We start from the raw sequence: 18097 nt of genomic DNA, 5'->3' as shown, positions 1-18097 counted from the left end.
GCAATAAGCGCTAGGTGCCATTTTCATTGAAATTCATGGCTTTGCGGGCGCCACGAAACTCCAAGAAACTTTACACAGACTCACGCAGTGCGCATGGCGCCCTTACATGGCAGCGCAACACTGGCCCTCAACGCTGACACCGTGCCGGCGCCCTTGCAACCCTCCCGAAAGGATTCTCCATGACCTTCTCGTTCACCCGCCGCCTTGCTGCCGCCGCCGCCTGCGCCGCGCTGGCCCTGCCCGTCCTCGCACAAACCAGCCCAGCCGCACCCGCCGGCGCCAGCGACGCACCCGCGGTCCAGATGCACCAGCGGAGCGATTACCGGGCCAATCGGCAAGCCCAGCGCGACCAATGGCAGCAAAAACATGCTGAGCGCCAGGCCCAGCTCAAGGCGAAGCTGGCCATCACCCCGGCCCAGGAAGGCGCCTGGACCAGCTTCACCCAGGCCATGCAGCCGCGCAGCGACTTCGCCCGCCTGGACCGCCAAGCGATGCAAAAGCTGACCACGCCCGAACGCATTGACCGCATGCGCGCCCTGCGTGCACAACGCGACGCCGCCATGGACGCGCGCGCGGACGCCATCAAAACCTTCTACGCCCAACTGCAGCCCGAGCAGCAAAAGACCTTTGATCGCATGAGCGAACACATGGGTGAGCGCATGGGCGGCAACCGCCAACAGCACATGCAAGGGCGCCATGGCCATGGCCCCATGCGCCAAGGTGGCGGCCAACCCGGCTGAACCTGGCTGATCGCGCGCACGCTGCTGCGCCAGCACGCGATGGCGTAACGATTCGTTTCCGGCCTACAAATTCGGCGTTGGCGCAGCAGTAACCTCGGGAGACACCCCAGGACAATCATCCTGGGATGTCTTACCCCACACCGCAGCACGGCTCCTGCCCGATGGCGGAATCCGGAATCGAGGTTTCGCCATGCCTTACACCTCCAACCACCAGGGGCCTGCAAGGGCCCTTTTCGGTTTCGTCGCCCTCTTGTCCCTTTTGGGTTGCACGCCCGCAGCCGCACAAGCAGCCGGCGCAACGGATGCACCCGCCGCACCCCGCTGGGGCCTGTACCTGCAGACCGCCAAAACATCCCACCACATCGACGCCTGGACGCTGGGCGCCACCCTGGATTGGCAAGACTGGCGCCGCAGCCTCTGGGGCGCCGAGGTACGGGGTTACTGGGACTTCTACGCCAGCCGCTGGTCAGCCCGCGGCATAGGCGGTGACTTTGGCACCACGGTCCTGGGCGTTACCCCCAGCTTTCGCTTCACTCCAGACGACGGGCACTCGCGCTGGTTTGTCGATGCCGGTGTCGGTGCCACGCTGGCCAACCCCCGCTTCGTCACGCCGGAGCGGAAATTCAGCACCCGCTTCAATTTCGCCAGCCACCTGGGCGTCGGCGTGGAACTGGGCGAACAGCGCCAGCACGCGCTGCAACTGCGCCTGGAGCATGTCTCGAACGCCGGCATCAAGAAGCCCAACCCCGGCGCGAACTTCGTTCAACTGCGCTACACCCTGCATTTTTGACGGGCCCATCTCTCCAGCCTGTGGATAAACCTGTGTGACAAAGGCGCATATCCTGGCAGTTATCCACAGACGGTGGCGGTTCTGAAAAGTTGTTCAGTTTTTTGGGGCAGCGCAACAGGGCTCCGCGCACAGGGCTGTGATGTCTGTAAGTGGTTGATCGAAAACACCCTAATGGCCTTGTCCACAGATTCGGCCGCTGCCTACTACTACTACTATTTGAATAGAGAGACATAGAAGAACAGACAATACGCGCCCGTTTTCGTCCCCGTGCAATGCGGTGGCTGTTCTTTGGGGCGGTTTGAAAAAGTGGTTTGTCTTGCGCGGCACGCCATAAAGGCGCCCGCAAAGACGCAAAAAGCTTGGCGCTGCACGACGCACCAACCGTTGTGCGGCGAAAAACCTGTGGATAAAAATCTGGCAACCGACCGTTTATCCACAGATTGGGGCCAAATCGGAAAACTGCCCCCAATGCGCTGGCGCCATCCGCGGGGCTTCTGCACAGCGCTGGGCCCTGTCCAAGTATCTGATGGGCAAGCACAAAGCACACTTATCCACCGAAACGGCGGTCCTCTATCTACTATCTACCAATGAAATAGAAGAAAGATAGAAAACTATCCCAAGGGCCCGTGCGCTCCGAGCAGCCGGCCTGCGTCCTGATTACCGGGGTTTTTGCGCAACGGGGCTGTGCAGCAGCTCAAACAAAGCCTTATCGTCCAGGGGGCGGCTGAACAGATAGCCCTGGAAGGCCATGCAGCCGGCCTGGAGCAGCATTTCGCGCTGTTCCAGGGTCTCTACCCCTTCCGCGATCACATCCAGCCCCAGTGTGGCACTGAGCGCGACGATGGTGTCCACGATGGCTGCGTCGTTGGGGTCGCTCAGCAGATCGCGGACAAAGCTTTGGTCGATCTTGAGCTGGTGTAGGGGCATGCGCTTCAAGTAGCTCAGACTGGAGTAGCCGGTGCCGAAATCGTCCAGCGAGAAGCCAACGCCGACGGTGCGCAGCGCTTCCATGGTGGCGATGGTGGCTTCCACGTCGTCCACCAGCACGCTTTCGGTCAATTCGAGTTTGAGGCGCCTCGCGGGTGCCCCGGTGACCGCCAGCATGCGCGAGACATCGTCGACAAAGTTGACGTTCCGAAACTGCCGCGAACTGACATTCACCGCCATGGTCAGGTGGCGCAGCGCCGGTTCGGCCTGCCAGCGCGCAAGCACCTGGCAGGCCGTGTGCAGAACCCAGCGTCCCAGGGTCAGGATGAGGCCGGTTTCCTCCGCCACGGGAATGAACTCTGCTGGCGGCACCATGCCGCGCAGCGGATGCTGCCAGCGCGCCAGTGCCTCCACGCCCAGCCAGCGGCCATCGTGGCGCACCTGAGGCTGGTAGTGCAGGAGGAATTCACCCTGTGCCAAGGCGGTGCGCATATCCGATTCAAGTTCGGCGCGCGCGCTGACCACGGCCTGCATGTGCGGGTCGTAGAAGCGCAGGGTGTTGCGCCCGCCACTCTTGGCCTGGTACATGGCCAGGTCGGCCTGCTTGAGCAGGTCGCCCACCGTCGCATGGCCCTGCCCGAAGGGCGCGATGCCGATACTCGGCGTGGTGCGGTAGTGGTAGCCGTCAAGCTGGTAGGGCTGCGACAGGGTAGCCAGAATTTTTTCTGCCGCTGCGCGCGCGTCAAGCGCCAGCGCACTGGGATCGCTGCTGAGCGCTTCGAGCATGACGACAAATTCGTCGCCGCCCAGGCGCGCGACGGTGTCGCTGCCGCGTACACAGGTTTCCAGGCGGCGCGCAACCTGTTGCAGCAGCAAATCGCCCTTGTCGTGCCCGAGGGTGTCGTTGAGCGTCTTGAAGTTGTCCAGGTCGATGAACAGCAGCGCCCCGCCTTCGTCCACCCGCGCGGCGTTGGCCAGCGCATGGCGCGCGCGGTCCATCAGCAGCATGCGGTTGGGCAGACCGGTCAGTGCGTCGTAGAAGGCCAGGCGTGCAATTTCGCGCTCGGTGGCCTTGCGCTCGCGGATGTCGGTGTTGATGGCGAGGATGCTGCTCGCCGATCCGTCTTCGCCCTTGACCAGGGTCCAGTGCCCTTCGGTCTCAAGGGAGTGGCCATCGCGGTGGCGCTGCACCATTTCCCCCGACCATTCGCCATGGGCCAGAACTGCTTGGGTGGCGCGCTCAAAGCTGCCGTGGTCCGGGTGCAACAACCTGTCCACGGGCTGGCCCACAGCCTGTTCCTGCGACCAGCCATAGAGCCGCTCCGCCCCCAGGTTCCAGAAAGTGATGCGGTGTGCCAGGTCGCGCACGATGATCGCGTCGCGCGCCTGGTCGAGCAGCGATGCCTGGCGCCGGATGTGTGCGTCGGATGCCAGGCGTTCGATCTCCGCCGAAGCGCGCGAGGCAAAAATTTGCAGCGTCGATTGCACAAAGGCCGGGTTTTGCAGCGGTTGGCGAAACAGCACGAACAGCACGCCGGTGACCGTTCCGGTGCTGTCGCACAGTTGCTGGCCGGCGTAGGCCTCTGCAGCTGTTTGGCCCACCACGACAGACGTTGGAAACTGCGCCCTCAGGTCGTGCGTCACGCAAAACTGGGCCTCGGTCGCCAAATGCTCGCTGGGCGTGCCGCTGAGCAGGTATTCGGCGTTGGGTGCCAGCTCCCCGTTGACCACCAGTGCCAGAGTGACCAGGCTCTCGGGCGCTCCGTGGGCGCTGGGAACAAAACGTCCCAGGCAGCCCGATTCGGCTCCCAGGGCTTCGATCATGTTGCGGACCAGGTGCACAAAGAAAGCCGTCCCGGTCGCTGCCGATACCGAGGCGGCCACTTTGAGTACCGACGCCTGCATGCGCTGCTGCTCCTGGCGCGCGCGCAGGCTCTGCATGCCAAAGGCCAGATCGTTGGCCAGCTCGCCCAGCAACTCGCTTTCATGCTGGCTGATTTCGAGCACTTCGGAGGCGTAGAGGTACAGCACGCCAAAGGTGTGCTCCCCATCCTTGAGCGGCAGGCACACCATCCCGTGAAAGCCACGTGGATGGAGCCGATGCGCCAGGCCAGCGTATCCCGTCGCCTCTCGCACGTCGCGCACGATGACGGTGCGTCCGGTGCGTACCGTTTCGGCTGCCGGGCCATGACCGTTTGGGCTCTCTTCGTCCCAGGACAGCGACAGGCCCTCAAGGTAGCCGTGGTCGGCCCCGGCGCTGGCCACACAGGCAATGGATTTTTGCGCGTCATCGCGTGCCAGGCCGACCCAGGTCATGCGGTAGCCGCCCAGCTTTACGGTGATGCGGCAGATCGCTTCCAGCAACTCGGCTTCAGAGCTGGCGCGCACGATGGCTTCGTTGCAGGCGCTCAGCAGATGGCGTGCCCGTGCCATGCGGGCAATCTCACGCTCCGCCGTCAGGCGCTCGGTGATGTCAATGGCCATGGATTGGCGCGCGGGAATGCCATTGAATTGCGTCGCGCGGGAGGTAATTTCCACGTCGATCAAGCGGCCGTCCTTGCACCGATGCTGCAGGATAAAGCCGCTGTTTCTGGCGCCGTGTACGCTTGCCAGCGCTTGCCGATGTATTTCGTGCGTGCCGGGCGGCCAGAGGTCGGGCAGAACCATGCCCAGCAATTCCTCGCGGCTGTAGCCATAGACCTCGACCATGGCTTCGTTGACGGCCAGCAGCGTCAGGCGGTCATCCAGCGCAAACACCCACATCGGCTGCGGGTGTGTCTGGAACAGGCCTTCGTACTGCTTTTGTGAGACCAGCAACTGCGCTGCCACGTGGCGCAGCTTGAGCATGGCACCAACAGATTCACTGAGGATTTCCAGGTGCGCCAGGTCGCGTTCGGCAAAGGCGCCCAGCGTGCTGGACCATACCTTGAGTGCGCCGACCACCGTGCCATCGCGCCGCAGCGGCACCTCCAGCGCTGAGCGCATCGGTGTCTCGGGCGGGCCCGGCGCCAATGGCCAGCCAGCCTGCTGCGTGTCGCTGCAGCGCAGTGACTGCCCGAGTGCGAGTGTTGTCCATGAGGGGCTGTCCGCCAAGGGAAGCCATTGGCCTGTACGGTGCACCAGCCTGCCCGCAGCGGCCACGCAGCGCAGTCCGTCCCCTTCGAGCAGTTCGAAACAGGCTCCTTCGCCATTCGTGGCATCGAGCGCCGCCTGGATGGCGCGCTGCTGCAACTCCCCGTCGCTGAGCGTGGGCGACGAGAGCTGCAGTTGAATGTCCACCAGCACGGCGTGCATGCGCGCTTCGTGCAGGGCGTCCTGTGCCAGCGCTTTCAAAGCCTCGTCCGCCATTGCGTCCTGTGCGGTCGCAATAGGTGCCGGATGAGAACGGGCGGTGGAAGCGCTCATGGATGCCTCGGCGTGCAATACCCCTGCGCTGCGGCGCAAAAACACGCTGCGCGTCGCGCAACGATCTCACATGACGAAATTGCTACAGATTAATTCCAATATACACCGTGCAACCGTTTTCAAGCACTACGCTGCGTGGGCCCGGCGAGCGCGCACGGCAGCCGCCAGCGTGTCCAGCACCGGCGCCGTCTGCGCCAGGCTGATGCAGGCGTCCGTCACCGACACGCCTGGGCGCAGTACCTGCCCGGGAACGATGTCCTGGCGGCCCTCTTCCAGGTGGCTCTCGATCATCAGCCCCATGATGCGGGCATCGCCTGCCGCCACCTGCGAGGCCACGTCGGCCGCCACCGTGATCTGGCGCTGGTGCTGCTTGCTGCTGTTGGCGTGCGAGACGTCCACCATCACCTGCTCGCGCAGGCCGGCGGCGCGCAGCAAGGCGCACGCCGCTTCGACATCGGTGGCGCTGTAATTGGGCAGCTTGCCGCCGCGCAGGATCACGTGGCAGTCGTCATTGCCACGCGTCTCAAAAATAGCTGCCTGACCCATCTTGGTCATGCCCATGAACGCGTGGGGTGCCTGTGCCGCCAGGATGGCATCGCTGGCCACCTTCACGCCGCCGTCGGTGCCGTTCTTGAAACCCACCGGGCAGCTCAAGCCGCTGGCGAGCTGGCGGTGGCTCTGGCTCTCGGTGGTACGCGCGCCAATGGCGCCCCAGCTCACCAGGTCGCTGATGAACTGTGGGCTGAGCAAATCGAGAAACTCGGTGCCCACCGGCAGGCCGAGCGCCAGCACGTCCAGCAGCAGTTGGCGCGCCAGCTCCAGGCCTTCGTTGATGGCAAAGCTGCCGTCCATGTGCGGGTCGTTGATGTAGCCCTTCCAGCCGACCGTGGTGCGGGGTTTTTCAAAATACACGCGCATCACCAGCAGCAGGTCGTCGTGCAAGGCATCGGCCTGCTGCTTGAGCGCCCGGGCGTATTCCATGGCCTGGTCGTGGTCGTGGATGGAGCAAGGCCCCACCACCACCACGAGACGGTCGTCCTGGCCATGCAGCACGCGTGAGATGGCGGCGCGGCTCGCCTCCACCAGCGCCTGCGCGGCGCTTGGCACGGGCAGCCACTCGTCCAGCAATGCAGGGGTGATGAGGGGGCGCACGGCTTTGATGCGCGTGTCGTCGATGCGCGTGGTGTCGTGGGTGGAGAGCGGTTCGGGGGTGCGCGGCTGGTGTGTCATGCGCCGATTGTCGCGCGCTCGGCCGGTGGCGTCAGGGTCTGCGGTACTCGGGGTTCTGCCGTGCCCAGTACCCGGCCGTCAGAACGTCGAGCCGCACTTCCCCGCCGGTGGACGGTGCGTGGACGAAGCGCCCTGCGCCCACATAGATGCCGGCATGGGTGGGTCGACCGCGCCCGAACAGCACCAGGTCGCCAGTGCGCAGTGCTTGCGCATCCACCTCTTCGCCCCAGCCGCCGAGCTGGGCCACGGTGCGCGGGGGCGGCGTGCCGACTTCGCTGCGGTACACATAGCCGATGAGGCCGCTGCAGTCAAAACCGCCTGCGGGCGTGTTGCCGCCGTAGCGGTAGGGTGTGCCGACCAGCCCCAGCGCGTGAATGGCAATGTCGCTGGCCTGGTCACCCGAGAGCGTGGACGGCGTGCCGCGCGCGTGGCGCATGGAGGATGAGGTGCTGCAGCCGCCCAGCAGCAGTGCGCCCAACAGCGCCAGAGCCAGCAAGACCCGCGGTCTGGCGCCTGTCCATGGCATAAAAATATACATATAAACTGGCCTTATCGCTTTGACAGCAAGCGCGAGCAGCTATCTACATAATAGCACCAGGTACTGAGAAAAGCCGAATGTCTGGTGCCAGCCGGGTGCCAGTAGCAGGGTGATGCCGTCGGCATTTGAAACGTCCGGCCAGCCCGCATGTGCAGGCGCCAACCAGCGGCCGCGATGCGCAGGCGCACAATGGCCCTCTTTCACACAGGCGCGCGCCCGAAGCGGTGCGTTCGCGATGATGCCCGGCTATGCCACCAAGCAGGAGTGCATCGCCGTCGCGGGGGTTGCGGATCTGCAAATTCGCTCCCTGCTCGACCGCCAACAGTTCTCCGACCCGCTGGGCCATGCGCTGCGCGTTGGTATTTCGTCGGCCACCTGGCCTATTTTTGGCCTGCTCTGGCCCTCGGGTGCGCGGCTGGCGCAGCGGCTCGCCATGCGCGGAGTTCTGCCTGGTGAGCGCGTGCTCGAACTGGGCTGCGGCTTGGGCCTGCCCAGCCTCGTGGGGCACCGGCTGGGCCTGGATATGACCGCCAGCGACAGCCATCCACTGGCGTCCCGGTTTCTGCGCGCCAACTTGCGGCTCAACGCCCTGGCACCGATGAAGTACCGCCATGGGGCCTGGAACGCACCAGAGCCTGGCCCGGCAGCGCCCCATTCCACCACGCTGAGGGGCCGCTACGACCTGCTGATCGGCAGTGATTTGCTGTACGACCGCGATGCGAGCAGCGCACTGGCGGGCTTTATCGGCCGCCATGCGAATGCGCAGTCAGAGATCTGGATCGTCGACCCCGACCGGGGAAACCGCGCGGCGTTCTCGCGGCAGATGCAGGGGCTGGGCTTTGCCTGCACGCAGGAGCGGCTGGACAGCCCGGCCTCGGCCGCCCACCCCGCCTACAAAGGACGGCTGCTGACGTACGTGCGTGCCTGAGCGTTTTGGGGTTCGGCCAGCGGCTTGCGGTTCAAGTCCCTGGCGAGACCAAGGCTCTCCTGCGCGCCGCGCGCATGCCGCACCAGGAAATCCGCCAGCCGCGCCTTGGCGCAGGCCTGCAGGGCCAGCAGGAAGGCGTGGTCGGAGGTGGCAATGCCCCAATGCAGGCGCAAATGCTCCTGCATGCGCAGCAGCAACTGCGCCGTGACGCTGGCGTCGGCCAGCGCCCGGTGGGCCGGGCCGGCGCTGGCGATGCCGTGGTAGTCCACCAGCGTGCCGAGACGGTGGTTGGGCGCGTTCGGGTGCAGCCGGCGCGAGAGCCGCACCGTGCAGGCAAACGGGTGCTCGGCATCGCAACCGATGCGCGCCAGTTCGGCCCGCCAGAAACCCCGGTCAAAGGCCGCGTTGTGCGCCACCATGGGCGCGCCGCCGACAAAGGCATGCGCCTGGCGCATCACCTCGGCAGCCGGCGGCGCCTCGGCCACCATGGCATTGGTGATGCCGGTGAGCTGGGTGATGAAAGGCGGCACCCAGACCCCGGCATTCATCAAGCTCTGGAAGCTACCCACCACCGCGCCGTGCTCAACGATGACGATGGCCACCTCGGTCGCGCGCGCACCCTGGCCGGGCGAACTGCCGGTGGTTTCAAAGTCGATGACGGCGATGCGGGAAGTCACTGGGCAGCGGGGTTGTCGGAAGGGTAAGAGTTTGTATTAAAAATAGCCTATAGCGCTTATCTGTATTGGCTTTACAGCTATCAAAAACAGATCATGCTTTCTTGAGAAACTCGGACTTGAGCAGCATGCTGCCCAGGTCGGTCTTGCAGTCCACGTTGTGGCCGTCGGCGCCATCGACCAGCCGAATGCCCTTGATCTTGCTGCCCTTTTTCAGCGTGGAAGAAGAGCCCTTGACCTTGAGGTCTTTCACCAGAATCACGGCGTCGCCGTCCTGCAGCGGGTTGCCGTTGGCGTCCCGTACCACGCCATCGCCTTTGGCGTCGTCTTCCGCGCTGGCAGCGACTGCCTGAGGCCACTCGTGCGCGCAGTCGGGGCAGATGAACTGATCGCCATCGGGGTAGGTGTTCTCCTGGCCGCATTGGGGGCAGGCGGGAAGGGTGTGGGGCATGGGGCGTTCCTCCGCTGTCTTGTTGTGTGAGGCCGCTATTGTCCCTGCAGGGTGCGCCGCTCCTGCGCAAACGGCGGCAGCCCCTTGAGCAGGCGCTGGCCGTAGCTGGTGCGCGCGAGCCGCTTGTCGTAGCAGTAGATGTGCGCCTGGTCTTCCTCGCTGCGGATCGCGCGGCCCGCCCACTGCGCCAGCCGCAGGGCCGTGGCCGGCACCACCAGCTCGCTGAAGGGGTCGCGCCCCACGCTGCGCAGCCATTCGGCGCGCGCCTCGGCGACCGGGTCGTCGGGCGGGGCGAAGGGCAGCTTGGTGATAAAGACCGATTCGCACAGCGCGCCGGGCAGATCCAGCCCCTCGCCAAACGACTGCATGCCAAAGACGATGGAGGGCTGGCCCGCCGCCACGCGCTCGCGGTGGCGCGCCAAGAGCTGCGGGCGCGGCAGCTGGCCCTGCACCAGCACGCTCGGGCGCATGGCGGTGGCGAGCGCGTCCACCGCGCGGCGCATCTGCTCGCGCGAGGTGAACAGCACCAACGCGCCGGCGCGCACGCGCGTCAGGTCTTCGAGCAGGGCGTCGACCATTTCGGCATTGAAGGCGTCGGCGTTTTTCGGATCGGCGTGCGTTTCGCTCAGCACCAGCGTGCCTTGCGCGGCGTAGTCAAACGGGCTGGCCACCTCCAAGGTGGTGGCCGCCTCGTCCCCCCACAGGCCGGATTCGCGCAGGAAGAAATCAAAGCTGCCGCAGCTCGTCAGCGTGGCCGAGGTCAGCACCGCGCCGCGCACCGCGCCCCACAGCTGCTGGCGCAGCGCGTTGCCGGGCAGCACCGGGCTGGCATGGGCCTGGAGCACCAGGAAATCCCCGTTTTGCATGAGCGTGAACCACTTGGCCGCGGGCACCGTCGAGGCGCCCTCGGCAGGCGCTTGCTGCAGCAGCGCGGCGCACGCGTGCACCTCTTCCAGCCGGGGCGCGAGCATGCCAATCTGCGCGTACAGCGCGGCCAGGCGGCGCGCTTCCAAAGGGGTATCGCGCAGGGCCGCGCGCAGCGCCTTGGCGATGGCGCGCAGGCTCTCCAGAAACTCGCTGGCGTGCGCGGCGACTTCGGCAATCGGCGCGTCCAACTGCGCCGCCAACAGGCCACGCGGCGGTCGGTGGCGAGTCGGGCTGGCCGGATCGCCGGGCCGGCCCCAGCGCCGGGCTCCCGTGCCGCCGGCTTCGCCGCGCAGCGCAGGCCCGTAGGCATCGAGCACCAGGCGCTCCATCGCCTGCAGCGCCTGGCGCAGGCTGCTCGCCTGGGCGGGAATATCGGCCACCTCCATCACTTCGAGCAGCGTGCCCACGCGCAGCGCGCGGCTGGCCAGCCGGTCGACCCAGGCCAGGCGGCTCAGGTCCATGCGGCAGGCGAACTGCTCCAGCGCCGTGGCCGGCAAATGGTGGGCTTCGTCGAGCACCAGCAGGCAGTTGTCCAGCTCGGGCAGCACGCGCGCGCCCAGCGACGCGAGCAGCAAATCGTGGTTCACCACGATCACCTGCGCGCCCACCAACGCCTTGCGCGCCTCGAAATAGCTGCACTCGTTGAACACCGGGCAATGCTTGCCGGTGCACGAACTCGCCTCGGCCGCCACCGGGCGCCAGAGGGCGGCGTCGGGCTGCTCGTGCAGGCTGTCGCGGTCGCCGTCCCAGGCGCTGCTGGCCAGCGCATCGGCCATGCCTTTGTAGAGCCGGACGCGGGCTTCGCCCACCTCGCTGGAGGCGGGCAGCTCGTCGTCGGGAAACAGGTCGTCGTCGCCCTCGTCCGCCCCGCCCTGGCCCGCCAGGCGTTCCAGCTTGAGCTTGCACACATAACGCCCGCGCCCCTTGGCCAGGGCAAAGCGGAACGGCTCGGGCATCTGCGCGGCCAACAGCGGCAAATCCTTGTGGACCAGTTGCTCTTGCAGGGCCACGGTCGCCGTCGAGATGACCACCCGCGTGCCGCGCGCCAGCGCCATGGCAATCGCCGGCGCGCAGTAGGCGAGCGACTTGCCCACCCCGGTGCCGGCCTGGATGACGGCAATGGCGCGTTGCGGTGTGGCGCCGTCTTCCACCTTGCCCAGTTGCGCCTTGGCAAAAGTGTTGGCCACGCACTCGGCCATGCCGCGCTGCCCGCTGCGCGCGCGCAGGCCGCTGCCTGCCTGCACCATGGCATCGAACGCCTGCAAGGCTTTGGCCGACCATTCTTCAGAAGACATGGGACGTGAGTGTGGCACGTTCGCAGCCGGTCGCTGGATGAAAAGCCAGTGATGTCGGGCTGGAAATGCTCCCAGTCCCTCGCGTTGCACGCCTGCAAAGGCCTGCTTGGGCGAGTTCTACGGCGGGACGCCGAGGCGGGTGGAGCCGGATCGTAAAGAGGGAAAACTATAAAAATTAGAGCTGCAGGCGATTTCTGGATATGCGATAGAGCCGAATTTCCCTAAGACTATTTAGACCTGCTCTGAGAAGAAATAAGCAAGGCCTTGCTTGTCCCGGCCGACTCAGTGATGGCTTCCTGTGGTGGACGTGGTGAAAGTGTTGACGGACAGAGCCTGCTCCAATCGGTATGGGTCTGACTTGAAGCGCAAGTTGGCACAGGAGGCTGGCTTAAAGCAACCGTACGAGAAAATCGTAAGGTTGAAATGGATCGCGTCAGACAGCAATCAGCGCGGAACCGATTGCGCCACTGCCGAAACCCTGCTGCACTTGGTGCACTCCATCCCCAGCCCCAAGGTCGAGCCCATCAAGCTCTGGCTGGCCAAGGTGGACGAGCCTAGGGCATGCGTCGCATGGAACAGCTACGCTCGCCCTGCTACACTGCCCCCCGCAGGAGAGCGCACGCCCACGGACCCGTTCCACGGCGTGCCACCGAAGGCGCAAACTCCCATGAACGCTCAGGTACCGTACTGCACACCGTGGAACGTCCACACGTTCCAAACGCCGTCTGGAGAGCCGTCACAGCCGTGACGCACCGAAGGAGCAAGGCCGCGCTCGCAGAGCAGGGCTGAATCTCTCAGGTACCGAGGACAGAGGGAGCGGCACGCAACCAATGTTTTGTTGGGTGCGACCACCGTTCTCTTGGAGTCTTCTCATGCGAGTCATCGTATTGGGCGCCGGCCTGCTCGGCGTCACCTCGGCTTATTTCTTGCGCCAACAAGGCCACGACGTCACCGTCATCGACCGGCAGGCCACGCCCGGCGCCGAAACCAGCTTCGCCAACGGCGGGCAAATCTCCGTCAGCCACGCCGAGCCCTGGGCCAACCCCGGCGCGCCGCTCAAGCTGCTCAAGTGGCTGGGCCGCGAAGATGCGCCGCTGCTCTTTCGCCTGCGCGCCGACATGCGCCAGTGGCTGTGGGGCCTGCAGTTTCTGCGCGAATGCACGCCGGCGCGCACGCGCCACAACATCGGGCACATCGTGCGCCTGGGCACCTACAGCCGCGACACTTTGCAGGCGCTGCGCCGCGATTTGGGTCTTGAATACGACCAGCGCACGCAGGGCATTCTGCACTTCTATACCAGCCAGAAAGAGTTCGATGCGGCGGAAGCGCCCGCGCAGCAGATGCGCGAGCTGGGCTGCGAGCGCCAGGTGATTTCTGCCGACGAAGCCGTGCGCCTGGAGCCCGCGCTGCGCCACATTCGCCCGCAGCTCGCCGGTGCCACCTACACCGCCGAAGACGAATCGGGCGATGCCAACCGGTTCGCCCGCGAACTGGCCGCCCGCTGCGTGGCCGACGGCGTCGAGTTCCGCATGGGCCACCACATCACGGCGCTGCGCGAAGCAGGCGGTCGCATCGACCATGTCGAAGTGACCGACAACGAGGGCCGCTACCAGCGCATTCAGGGCGATGCCTACGTGCTGGCGCTGGGGAGCTTCTCGCCATTGCTCGCCAAGCCGCTGGGCCTGAACCTGCCGATCTACCCGGCCAAGGGCTACTCGGTGACCATGCCGGTAAAAGACGCCAGCCTGGCGCACCAGGTGTCACTGACCGACGACGAATTCAAGCTCGTTTTCTCGCGCTACACGTCAGAGCAAGGCGACCGTTTGCGCATTGCGGGCACGGCCGAACTCAATGGCTACGACCGCGACCTGAACCCTGTTCGCTGCCAGGCCATCGTTCGCCGCGTGGAAGAACTGTTCCCCGGCGCGGGCGACACGGCGCAAGCGCAGTTCTGGAGCGGCCTGCGCCCGGCCACGCCGTCGAACCTGCCCATCATCGGCCAGTCGCGCGTGCGGAACCTGTTCCTCAACACGGGCCACGGCACGCTAGGCTGGACGCATTCTTGCGGCTCGGGCAAGAGCCTGGCGCGCATCGTCAGCGGCCTGGCGCCGGAGGTGGATTTTGCGTTTGTCGGCACGGGCACCGCACGCTCACCGCGCGGAGCAATGGCGCCCGCAGCGCAGTAATGCTATTTAAATAATAGCTGCTAGCGCTTACTGGGTAAGCGCTAGCAGCCAATTTGACCTAAAACTCAAAGGGCCTGCGCGGCCATCGCTGGCCGGGCAGCCTTCAGCCGCCAAACAGCTTGTTCGCCGTCTCGGCCACCAGCTTGCCCTGGTGGCGCGCGCCTTCGAGTTCGATGGCGCTGGGCTGGCGCTGGCCCTGGCCACCGGCAATCGTCGTCGCGCCGTAGGGGCTACCGCCGACGATTTCGTCCAGCGTCATCTGGCCCTGGTGGCTGTACGGCAGGCCGACCACCACCATGCCGAAGTGCAGCAGGTTGGTGATGATGGAAAACAGCGTCATTTCCTGGCCGCCGTGCTGCGTGGCGGTGGAGGTGAACGCAGCGCCGACCTTGCCGTTGAGCGCGCCGCGTGCCCACAGGCCGCCGGCCTGGTCCAGAAAGCTCGCCATCTGCGCCGGCATGCGGCCAAAGCGCGTGGGCGCGCCGACGATGATGGCGTCGTAGTGCTCCAGATCGGCAACGCTGGCGACGGGCGCTGCCTGCTCCAGCTTGAAGTGCGCGGCCTTGGCGACTTCGGTGGGTGCGGTTTCGGGCACGCGCTTGATGTCCACCGCGGCGCCAGCAGAGCGAGCGCCTTCGGCCACGGCCGAGGCCATGGTCTCCAGGTGGCCATAAGACGAGTAATAGAGAACGAGGACTTTGGACATGGTGCTTCCTTGGGTTGACTGAGAGATTGGCGACGCCCAGTGCGGACCGACAATGCGGCGCAACGGGGTAGAGCGTTGGGTAAGACTTCAGCGCTGGCGGTTGCGCTCGTCCACGCTGAGCGCGCCAGCGCCCAGGGCAGAGATCAGCAGCATGCCGCCAACGACGGAGATGTTCTTCATGAACAGGAGCTTGGTCACCATCTGCTGTGCTTCGGGCACCGACCAGAAGGGGTGGAACACCATGCTGGCAACCAGCGTGAACAAGGCCATCGCCAGGCCCACCCAGCGCACCTTGAAACCGATGACGAGCGCCAGGCCACCAAACAGCTCCAGCGCGCCGGCCAGCACTGCGAGCAGGCTGGGGAAGGGCAAACCGCCGCTGGCAATGTAGCCCGCCGTGCCGCCAATGTTGGTCAACTTGCCGAAACCGGCGGGAATGAACATCAGCGCCAGCAGGATGCGGCCGGCGAGGGAAACGGTGGAGGCGTATTTGTCGGTCATGGTGGTAGTCGAAAAAAACAGGGAGGAGACTTCTTGGCAATTTGCGGCTAACGGCGGTGCTCAACCAAGTAGCCCTCGCGCGTTGTCGTATCAGCACCACGACTTTAGTTTTGCTGCAAACAAAGATAAACCGGTGCGCGGCCAACTCACCGTTCTGTCTTTGGTGTCAATGGCCGCCGAGCGAGGGCGGGATTGCCACGAGTTCGAGAGAAAAGATTGATCTTCTACAAGATGTGACAAAGAATTACGTGTATTCGCTCCAAAGGCACGCATCCATAGACTTGGGCAACGTGTAAGTCTGGGGCTCCGTTCAGAAGAAGAGGGTTTTAAATGTTCTCAAAGTTTTGTCGAGCAGCAGGGCGACTTTGTCTAAGCGTCGTCGCGTGCATCGCGATGTCGGCTTCCTTGCAGGCCCATGCGACTGGCACGCTGGTCCAAGCCAGCACCGGGTCCCCGTCTGGCTTTCAAGTGCTGGCGGCGGGGCTGGATGTTTTGTCCAACGGGAACAAGATCTCTGCTTACCTTCAGCAGACGTCTGGCGACGCAATGACCTACAGCCCCAATGCTCCAGGTTTCGATGGGATCGTCAAAGTGCTGGATGCCGGCAACACCGTGCAGGCCACGATCAATATCACGGCGACGCATTTGTCGGACCCCGTCAACAACTACCTGCAGGACATGCGCGTGGCGCCATTGCTTAATGGCGGGTTTGTCGTGGTCTGGACTGAAGTAGATAAGGCTACTTCTTCCACACCAGCTAATTTCTATGCGCTTTTTGACAACGCCGGGACTCTGACCAAAAGCACGTCGGCCTTGGCATCGGTATCCGGCTATGCGCCGCAGGTCGTGGGCTTGACGGGCGGCGGATTTGCCACCGCTGTGCTCAATGGCAGCAAGGTGTACGTCAACGCCTACTCCTACGTGGCAGGCAACTACGTGCACAACACGGAAACCACGGTGGGCGATTCGACCAACCCTGCACCTAATCCGGGCAGCGACCCGGATATTGGAAAACTGTGGTTTTTGGGTGGATTGAATCTGGCGGCGTTGTCAGATGGAAGTTTTGTCATCACGGGCGCCGTCTATGACTGGGTGAGCTCTACCTACACGCCCTTGGGTGATTTTGTTTTCAAGTTGGCATCTGACGGAACTGCGGCAAATTTTGCGAGCGGTGTGAACTATGCCCGGGTGAACTGGAGCCAGGGGCAGACCAACGACACCACGTTGGTCACCTCCTTTAACGGCGGCTTTGCAACGCTGAACCAGCAGGCGTCAATCGATTGGGAGGTCACGGTTTTCAATAACGATGGCAGTCTGGTGACCACCGATATTCAAAACGTGACAGTCGGGGGGTCTGGCGGTGGTGCCAGGACCTACACTGCGGCGCGCATTTTCCCGGCGAGCGCAACCATTGCGGCAACACGCTATTGGGGCAATCCTTCCGGTGTGGGCAATGCGTCGGCAAGTTTTGGCATGAACGGCAGCAATCTGGTCGCCATGATGCTCAACGATGCCGGGGGGTTCAGCACAGGGACCATCTCGCCTGCGACAGGCGCGCTGATCGGCTCTGTCGTCGATTCAGGCATCACGGTGCCCGCCGTTGCCAACACCACCACGCCGCCGAACCCGGCGCTGGTAACACCTTTCTATTTGCCGGACGGCGGTGGCGGATATTCTCTTTTGTACTCGGCCTCCGGAACCGATTCGTCTGGCTATATCCACTCTGATCTTTACCAGGTCGGCCTGACCGCCATCCCGTTACCGGATGCACCCACGGGCCTGAGTGCGACACCTGGCAATGCGCAAGCCACCATTTCGTTCACCGCAGGCTCCGACAACGGATCGCCGATCACTAACTACCAGTATTCGTTGGATGCTGGCGCCCATTGGACTTCCTTCACACCTGCGGCCACCAGTTCGCCTGTATCGATTACCGGCCTGACCAATGGAACTGCGTACTCTGTCACGTTGCGTGCAGTGAATGCGGGCGGCGGTGGGGCTGCGTCAGCGGCTGTCGGTGTCACCCCGTACACTGTTCCAGGCGCGCCCACGATAGGCACGGCCACGGCAGGCAGCGGCCAGGCGAGCGTTGCCTTCACGGCGCCGGCCAGCAACGGCGGCTCGGCCATCACGGGCTACACCGTCACCTCCAATCCTGGCGGGTTGACCGGAACTGGTGCTGCCAGCCCGATCACGGTGACGGGCCTGACCAGCGGCACCGCCTACACCTTCACGGTGACGGCGACCAATGCAGCCGGGACGGGGTCGGCATCGGCAGCGTCCAACAGCGTTACGCCCAAAGGTGCCCAGACCATCACGTTCGCCAACCCTGGAGCGCAGAATTTCGGCACCACGCCAACGCTCACGGCCACGGCCACATCGGGCCTGGCAGTGGCGTTTACCTCGGCCACTACAGGCGTATGCACCGTTACCAGCGGCGGCGCGCTGACCTTCGTCACGGCAGGCAACTGCACCATCCATGCCGACCAGGCGGGCGATGGCACCTATCTGGCGGCGCCGCAGGTGAGCCAGACTTTTGCGGTCAATGCGGTGGTTCCAGGCGCGCCCACGATAGGCACGGCCACGGCAGGCAGCGGCCAGGCGAGCGTTGCCTTCACGGCGCCGGCCAGCAACGGCGGCTCGGCCATCACGGGCTACACCGTCACCTCCAATCCTGGCGGGTTGACCGGAACCGGTGCTACCAGCCCGATCACGGTGACGGGCCTGACCAACGGCACCGCCTACACCTTCACGGTGACCGCTACCAATACGGCGGGCACGGGCAGCGCCTCGGCAGCA

Annotated in this window: 12 protein-coding genes, 1 pseudogene and 2 riboswitches; of the genes and pseudogenes, 5 read left to right on the top strand and 8 right to left on the bottom strand. The window is 64.8% G+C overall.

All coding sequences use genetic code 11. The features are described from left to right. Positions 1-179 precede the first annotated feature (179 nt). Together D3F03_RS12110 and D3F03_RS12105 are read left to right on the top strand one after the other, a co-directional pair. Positions 180-740 carry a Spy/CpxP family protein refolding chaperone gene (locus D3F03_RS12110; RefSeq protein ID WP_119109690.1) on the top strand — a complete coding sequence of 187 codons (561 nt, stop codon included), beginning with the start codon at positions 180-182 and terminating at the stop codon, positions 738-740. A 190-nt stretch (positions 741-930) separates the two neighbouring features. Beyond that, positions 931-1530, top strand: a complete 600-nt coding sequence (locus D3F03_RS12105; RefSeq protein WP_119109689.1) for an acyloxyacyl hydrolase — start codon at positions 931-933, stop codon at positions 1528-1530. 657 nt (positions 1531-2187) lie between these two features. On the opposite strand, the gene D3F03_RS12100 is transcribed toward D3F03_RS12105, so the two are convergent. From D3F03_RS12100 to D3F03_RS12090, 3 genes are all read right to left on the bottom strand, one after another. Then, entirely contained in the window at positions 2188-5862 is a 3675-nt protein-coding gene (locus D3F03_RS12100) for a bifunctional diguanylate cyclase/phosphodiesterase (RefSeq protein WP_119109884.1), read from the bottom strand. A 126-nt stretch (positions 5863-5988) separates the two neighbouring features. Then, the gene (locus D3F03_RS12095; protein ID WP_119109688.1) at positions 5989-7092 is read right to left on the bottom strand and encodes a 3-deoxy-7-phosphoheptulonate synthase; all 1104 of its coding nucleotides are present in this window, start codon (positions 7090-7092) and stop codon (positions 5989-5991) included. A gap of 31 nt (positions 7093-7123) precedes the next feature. Continuing rightward, a complete protein-coding gene (locus D3F03_RS12090; protein WP_199665462.1) occupies positions 7124-7618 on the bottom strand; it encodes a C40 family peptidase in 495 nt (164 codons plus the stop codon). 247 nt (positions 7619-7865) lie between these two features. Here D3F03_RS12090 and D3F03_RS12085 point away from each other — a divergent pair, with 247 nt between their 5' ends. Further along, a complete protein-coding gene (locus D3F03_RS12085; protein WP_342769324.1) occupies positions 7866-8558 on the top strand; it encodes a class I SAM-dependent methyltransferase in 693 nt (230 codons plus the stop codon). Here the strand turns inward: D3F03_RS12085 and D3F03_RS12080 are convergent. The 3 genes from D3F03_RS12080 to dinG form a co-directional block, all read right to left on the bottom strand. Further along, on the bottom strand, positions 8522-9235 hold the full coding sequence (locus tag D3F03_RS12080; protein ID WP_119109687.1) for a 3'-5' exonuclease: 714 nt from the start codon (positions 9233-9235) through the stop codon (positions 8522-8524). The genes D3F03_RS12085 and D3F03_RS12080 overlap by 37 nt on opposite strands. A gap of 91 nt (positions 9236-9326) precedes the next feature. Beyond that, positions 9327-9683, bottom strand: coding sequence for a zinc ribbon domain-containing protein YjdM (locus D3F03_RS12075; protein ID WP_119109686.1), 357 nt, complete (start codon positions 9681-9683; stop codon positions 9327-9329). A gap of 35 nt (positions 9684-9718) precedes the next feature. After that, positions 9719-11905, bottom strand: a complete 2187-nt coding sequence (dinG, locus tag D3F03_RS12070) for an ATP-dependent DNA helicase DinG (RefSeq protein WP_119109685.1) — start codon at positions 11903-11905, stop codon at positions 9719-9721. Positions 11906-12503: 598 nt separating this feature from the next. Next, positions 12504-12605, top strand: a riboswitch (glycine riboswitch). Between the two features lie 15 nt (positions 12606-12620). Further along, a riboswitch (glycine riboswitch) is annotated at positions 12621-12726 on the top strand. 51 nt (positions 12727-12777) lie between these two features. On the opposite strand from dinG, the gene D3F03_RS12065 reads away from it, so the two are divergent. Beyond that, positions 12778-14091, top strand: a complete 1314-nt coding sequence (locus D3F03_RS12065; protein WP_119109684.1) for a D-amino acid dehydrogenase — start codon at positions 12778-12780, stop codon at positions 14089-14091. Positions 14092-14194: 103 nt separating this feature from the next. Here D3F03_RS12065 and wrbA read toward each other — a convergent pair whose 3' ends face one another. Beyond that, complete coding sequence (gene wrbA / locus D3F03_RS12060) at positions 14195-14797, bottom strand: NAD(P)H:quinone oxidoreductase (RefSeq protein WP_119109683.1); 603 nt, start codon at positions 14795-14797, stop codon at positions 14195-14197. A gap of 87 nt (positions 14798-14884) precedes the next feature. Continuing rightward, positions 14885-15322, bottom strand: a pseudogene (locus D3F03_RS12055) (DoxX family protein); the annotation flags it as partial. A 522-nt stretch (positions 15323-15844) separates the two neighbouring features. On the opposite strand from D3F03_RS12055, the gene D3F03_RS12050 reads away from it, so the two are divergent. Continuing rightward, positions 15845-18097 (top strand): beta strand repeat-containing protein (locus D3F03_RS12050; RefSeq protein ID WP_147414724.1); only part of this gene is annotated, 2253 nt, incomplete at its 3' end.

The organism is Simplicispira hankyongi (assembly GCF_003570885.1).
GTDB lineage: Bacteria > Pseudomonadota > Gammaproteobacteria > Burkholderiales > Burkholderiaceae_C > Simplicispira > Simplicispira hankyongi.
Note: the sequence above shows the minus strand (reverse complement) of the source record. Positions and strands in the feature narration are given on the sequence as shown.

Bases quoted from the DNA above. Each gene is read 5' to 3' on its own strand.
- D3F03_RS12110 (WP_119109690.1), top strand. From the start codon at position 180: ATGACCTTCTCGTTCACCCGCCGCCTTGCTGCCGCCGCCGCCTGCGCC.
- D3F03_RS12105 (WP_119109689.1), top strand. From the start codon at position 931: ATGCCTTACACCTCCAACCACCAGGGGCCTGCAAGGGCCCTTTTCGGT.
- D3F03_RS12100 (WP_119109884.1), bottom strand. From the start codon at position 5,862: ATGAGCGCTTCCACCGCCCGTTCTCATCCGGCACCTATTGCGACCGCA.
- D3F03_RS12095 (WP_119109688.1), bottom strand. From the start codon at position 7,092: ATGACACACCAGCCGCGCACCCCCGAACCGCTCTCCACCCACGACACC.
- D3F03_RS12090 (WP_199665462.1), bottom strand. From the start codon at position 7,618: ATGCCATGGACAGGCGCCAGACCGCGGGTCTTGCTGGCTCTGGCGCTG.
- D3F03_RS12085 (WP_342769324.1), top strand. From the start codon at position 7,866: ATGATGCCCGGCTATGCCACCAAGCAGGAGTGCATCGCCGTCGCGGGG.
- D3F03_RS12075 (WP_119109686.1), bottom strand. From the start codon at position 9,683: ATGCCCCACACCCTTCCCGCCTGCCCCCAATGCGGCCAGGAGAACACC.
- dinG (WP_119109685.1), bottom strand. From the start codon at position 11,905: ATGTCTTCTGAAGAATGGTCGGCCAAAGCCTTGCAGGCGTTCGATGCC.
- D3F03_RS12065 (WP_119109684.1), top strand. From the start codon at position 12,778: ATGCGAGTCATCGTATTGGGCGCCGGCCTGCTCGGCGTCACCTCGGCT.
- wrbA (WP_119109683.1), bottom strand. From the start codon at position 14,797: ATGTCCAAAGTCCTCGTTCTCTATTACTCGTCTTATGGCCACCTGGAG.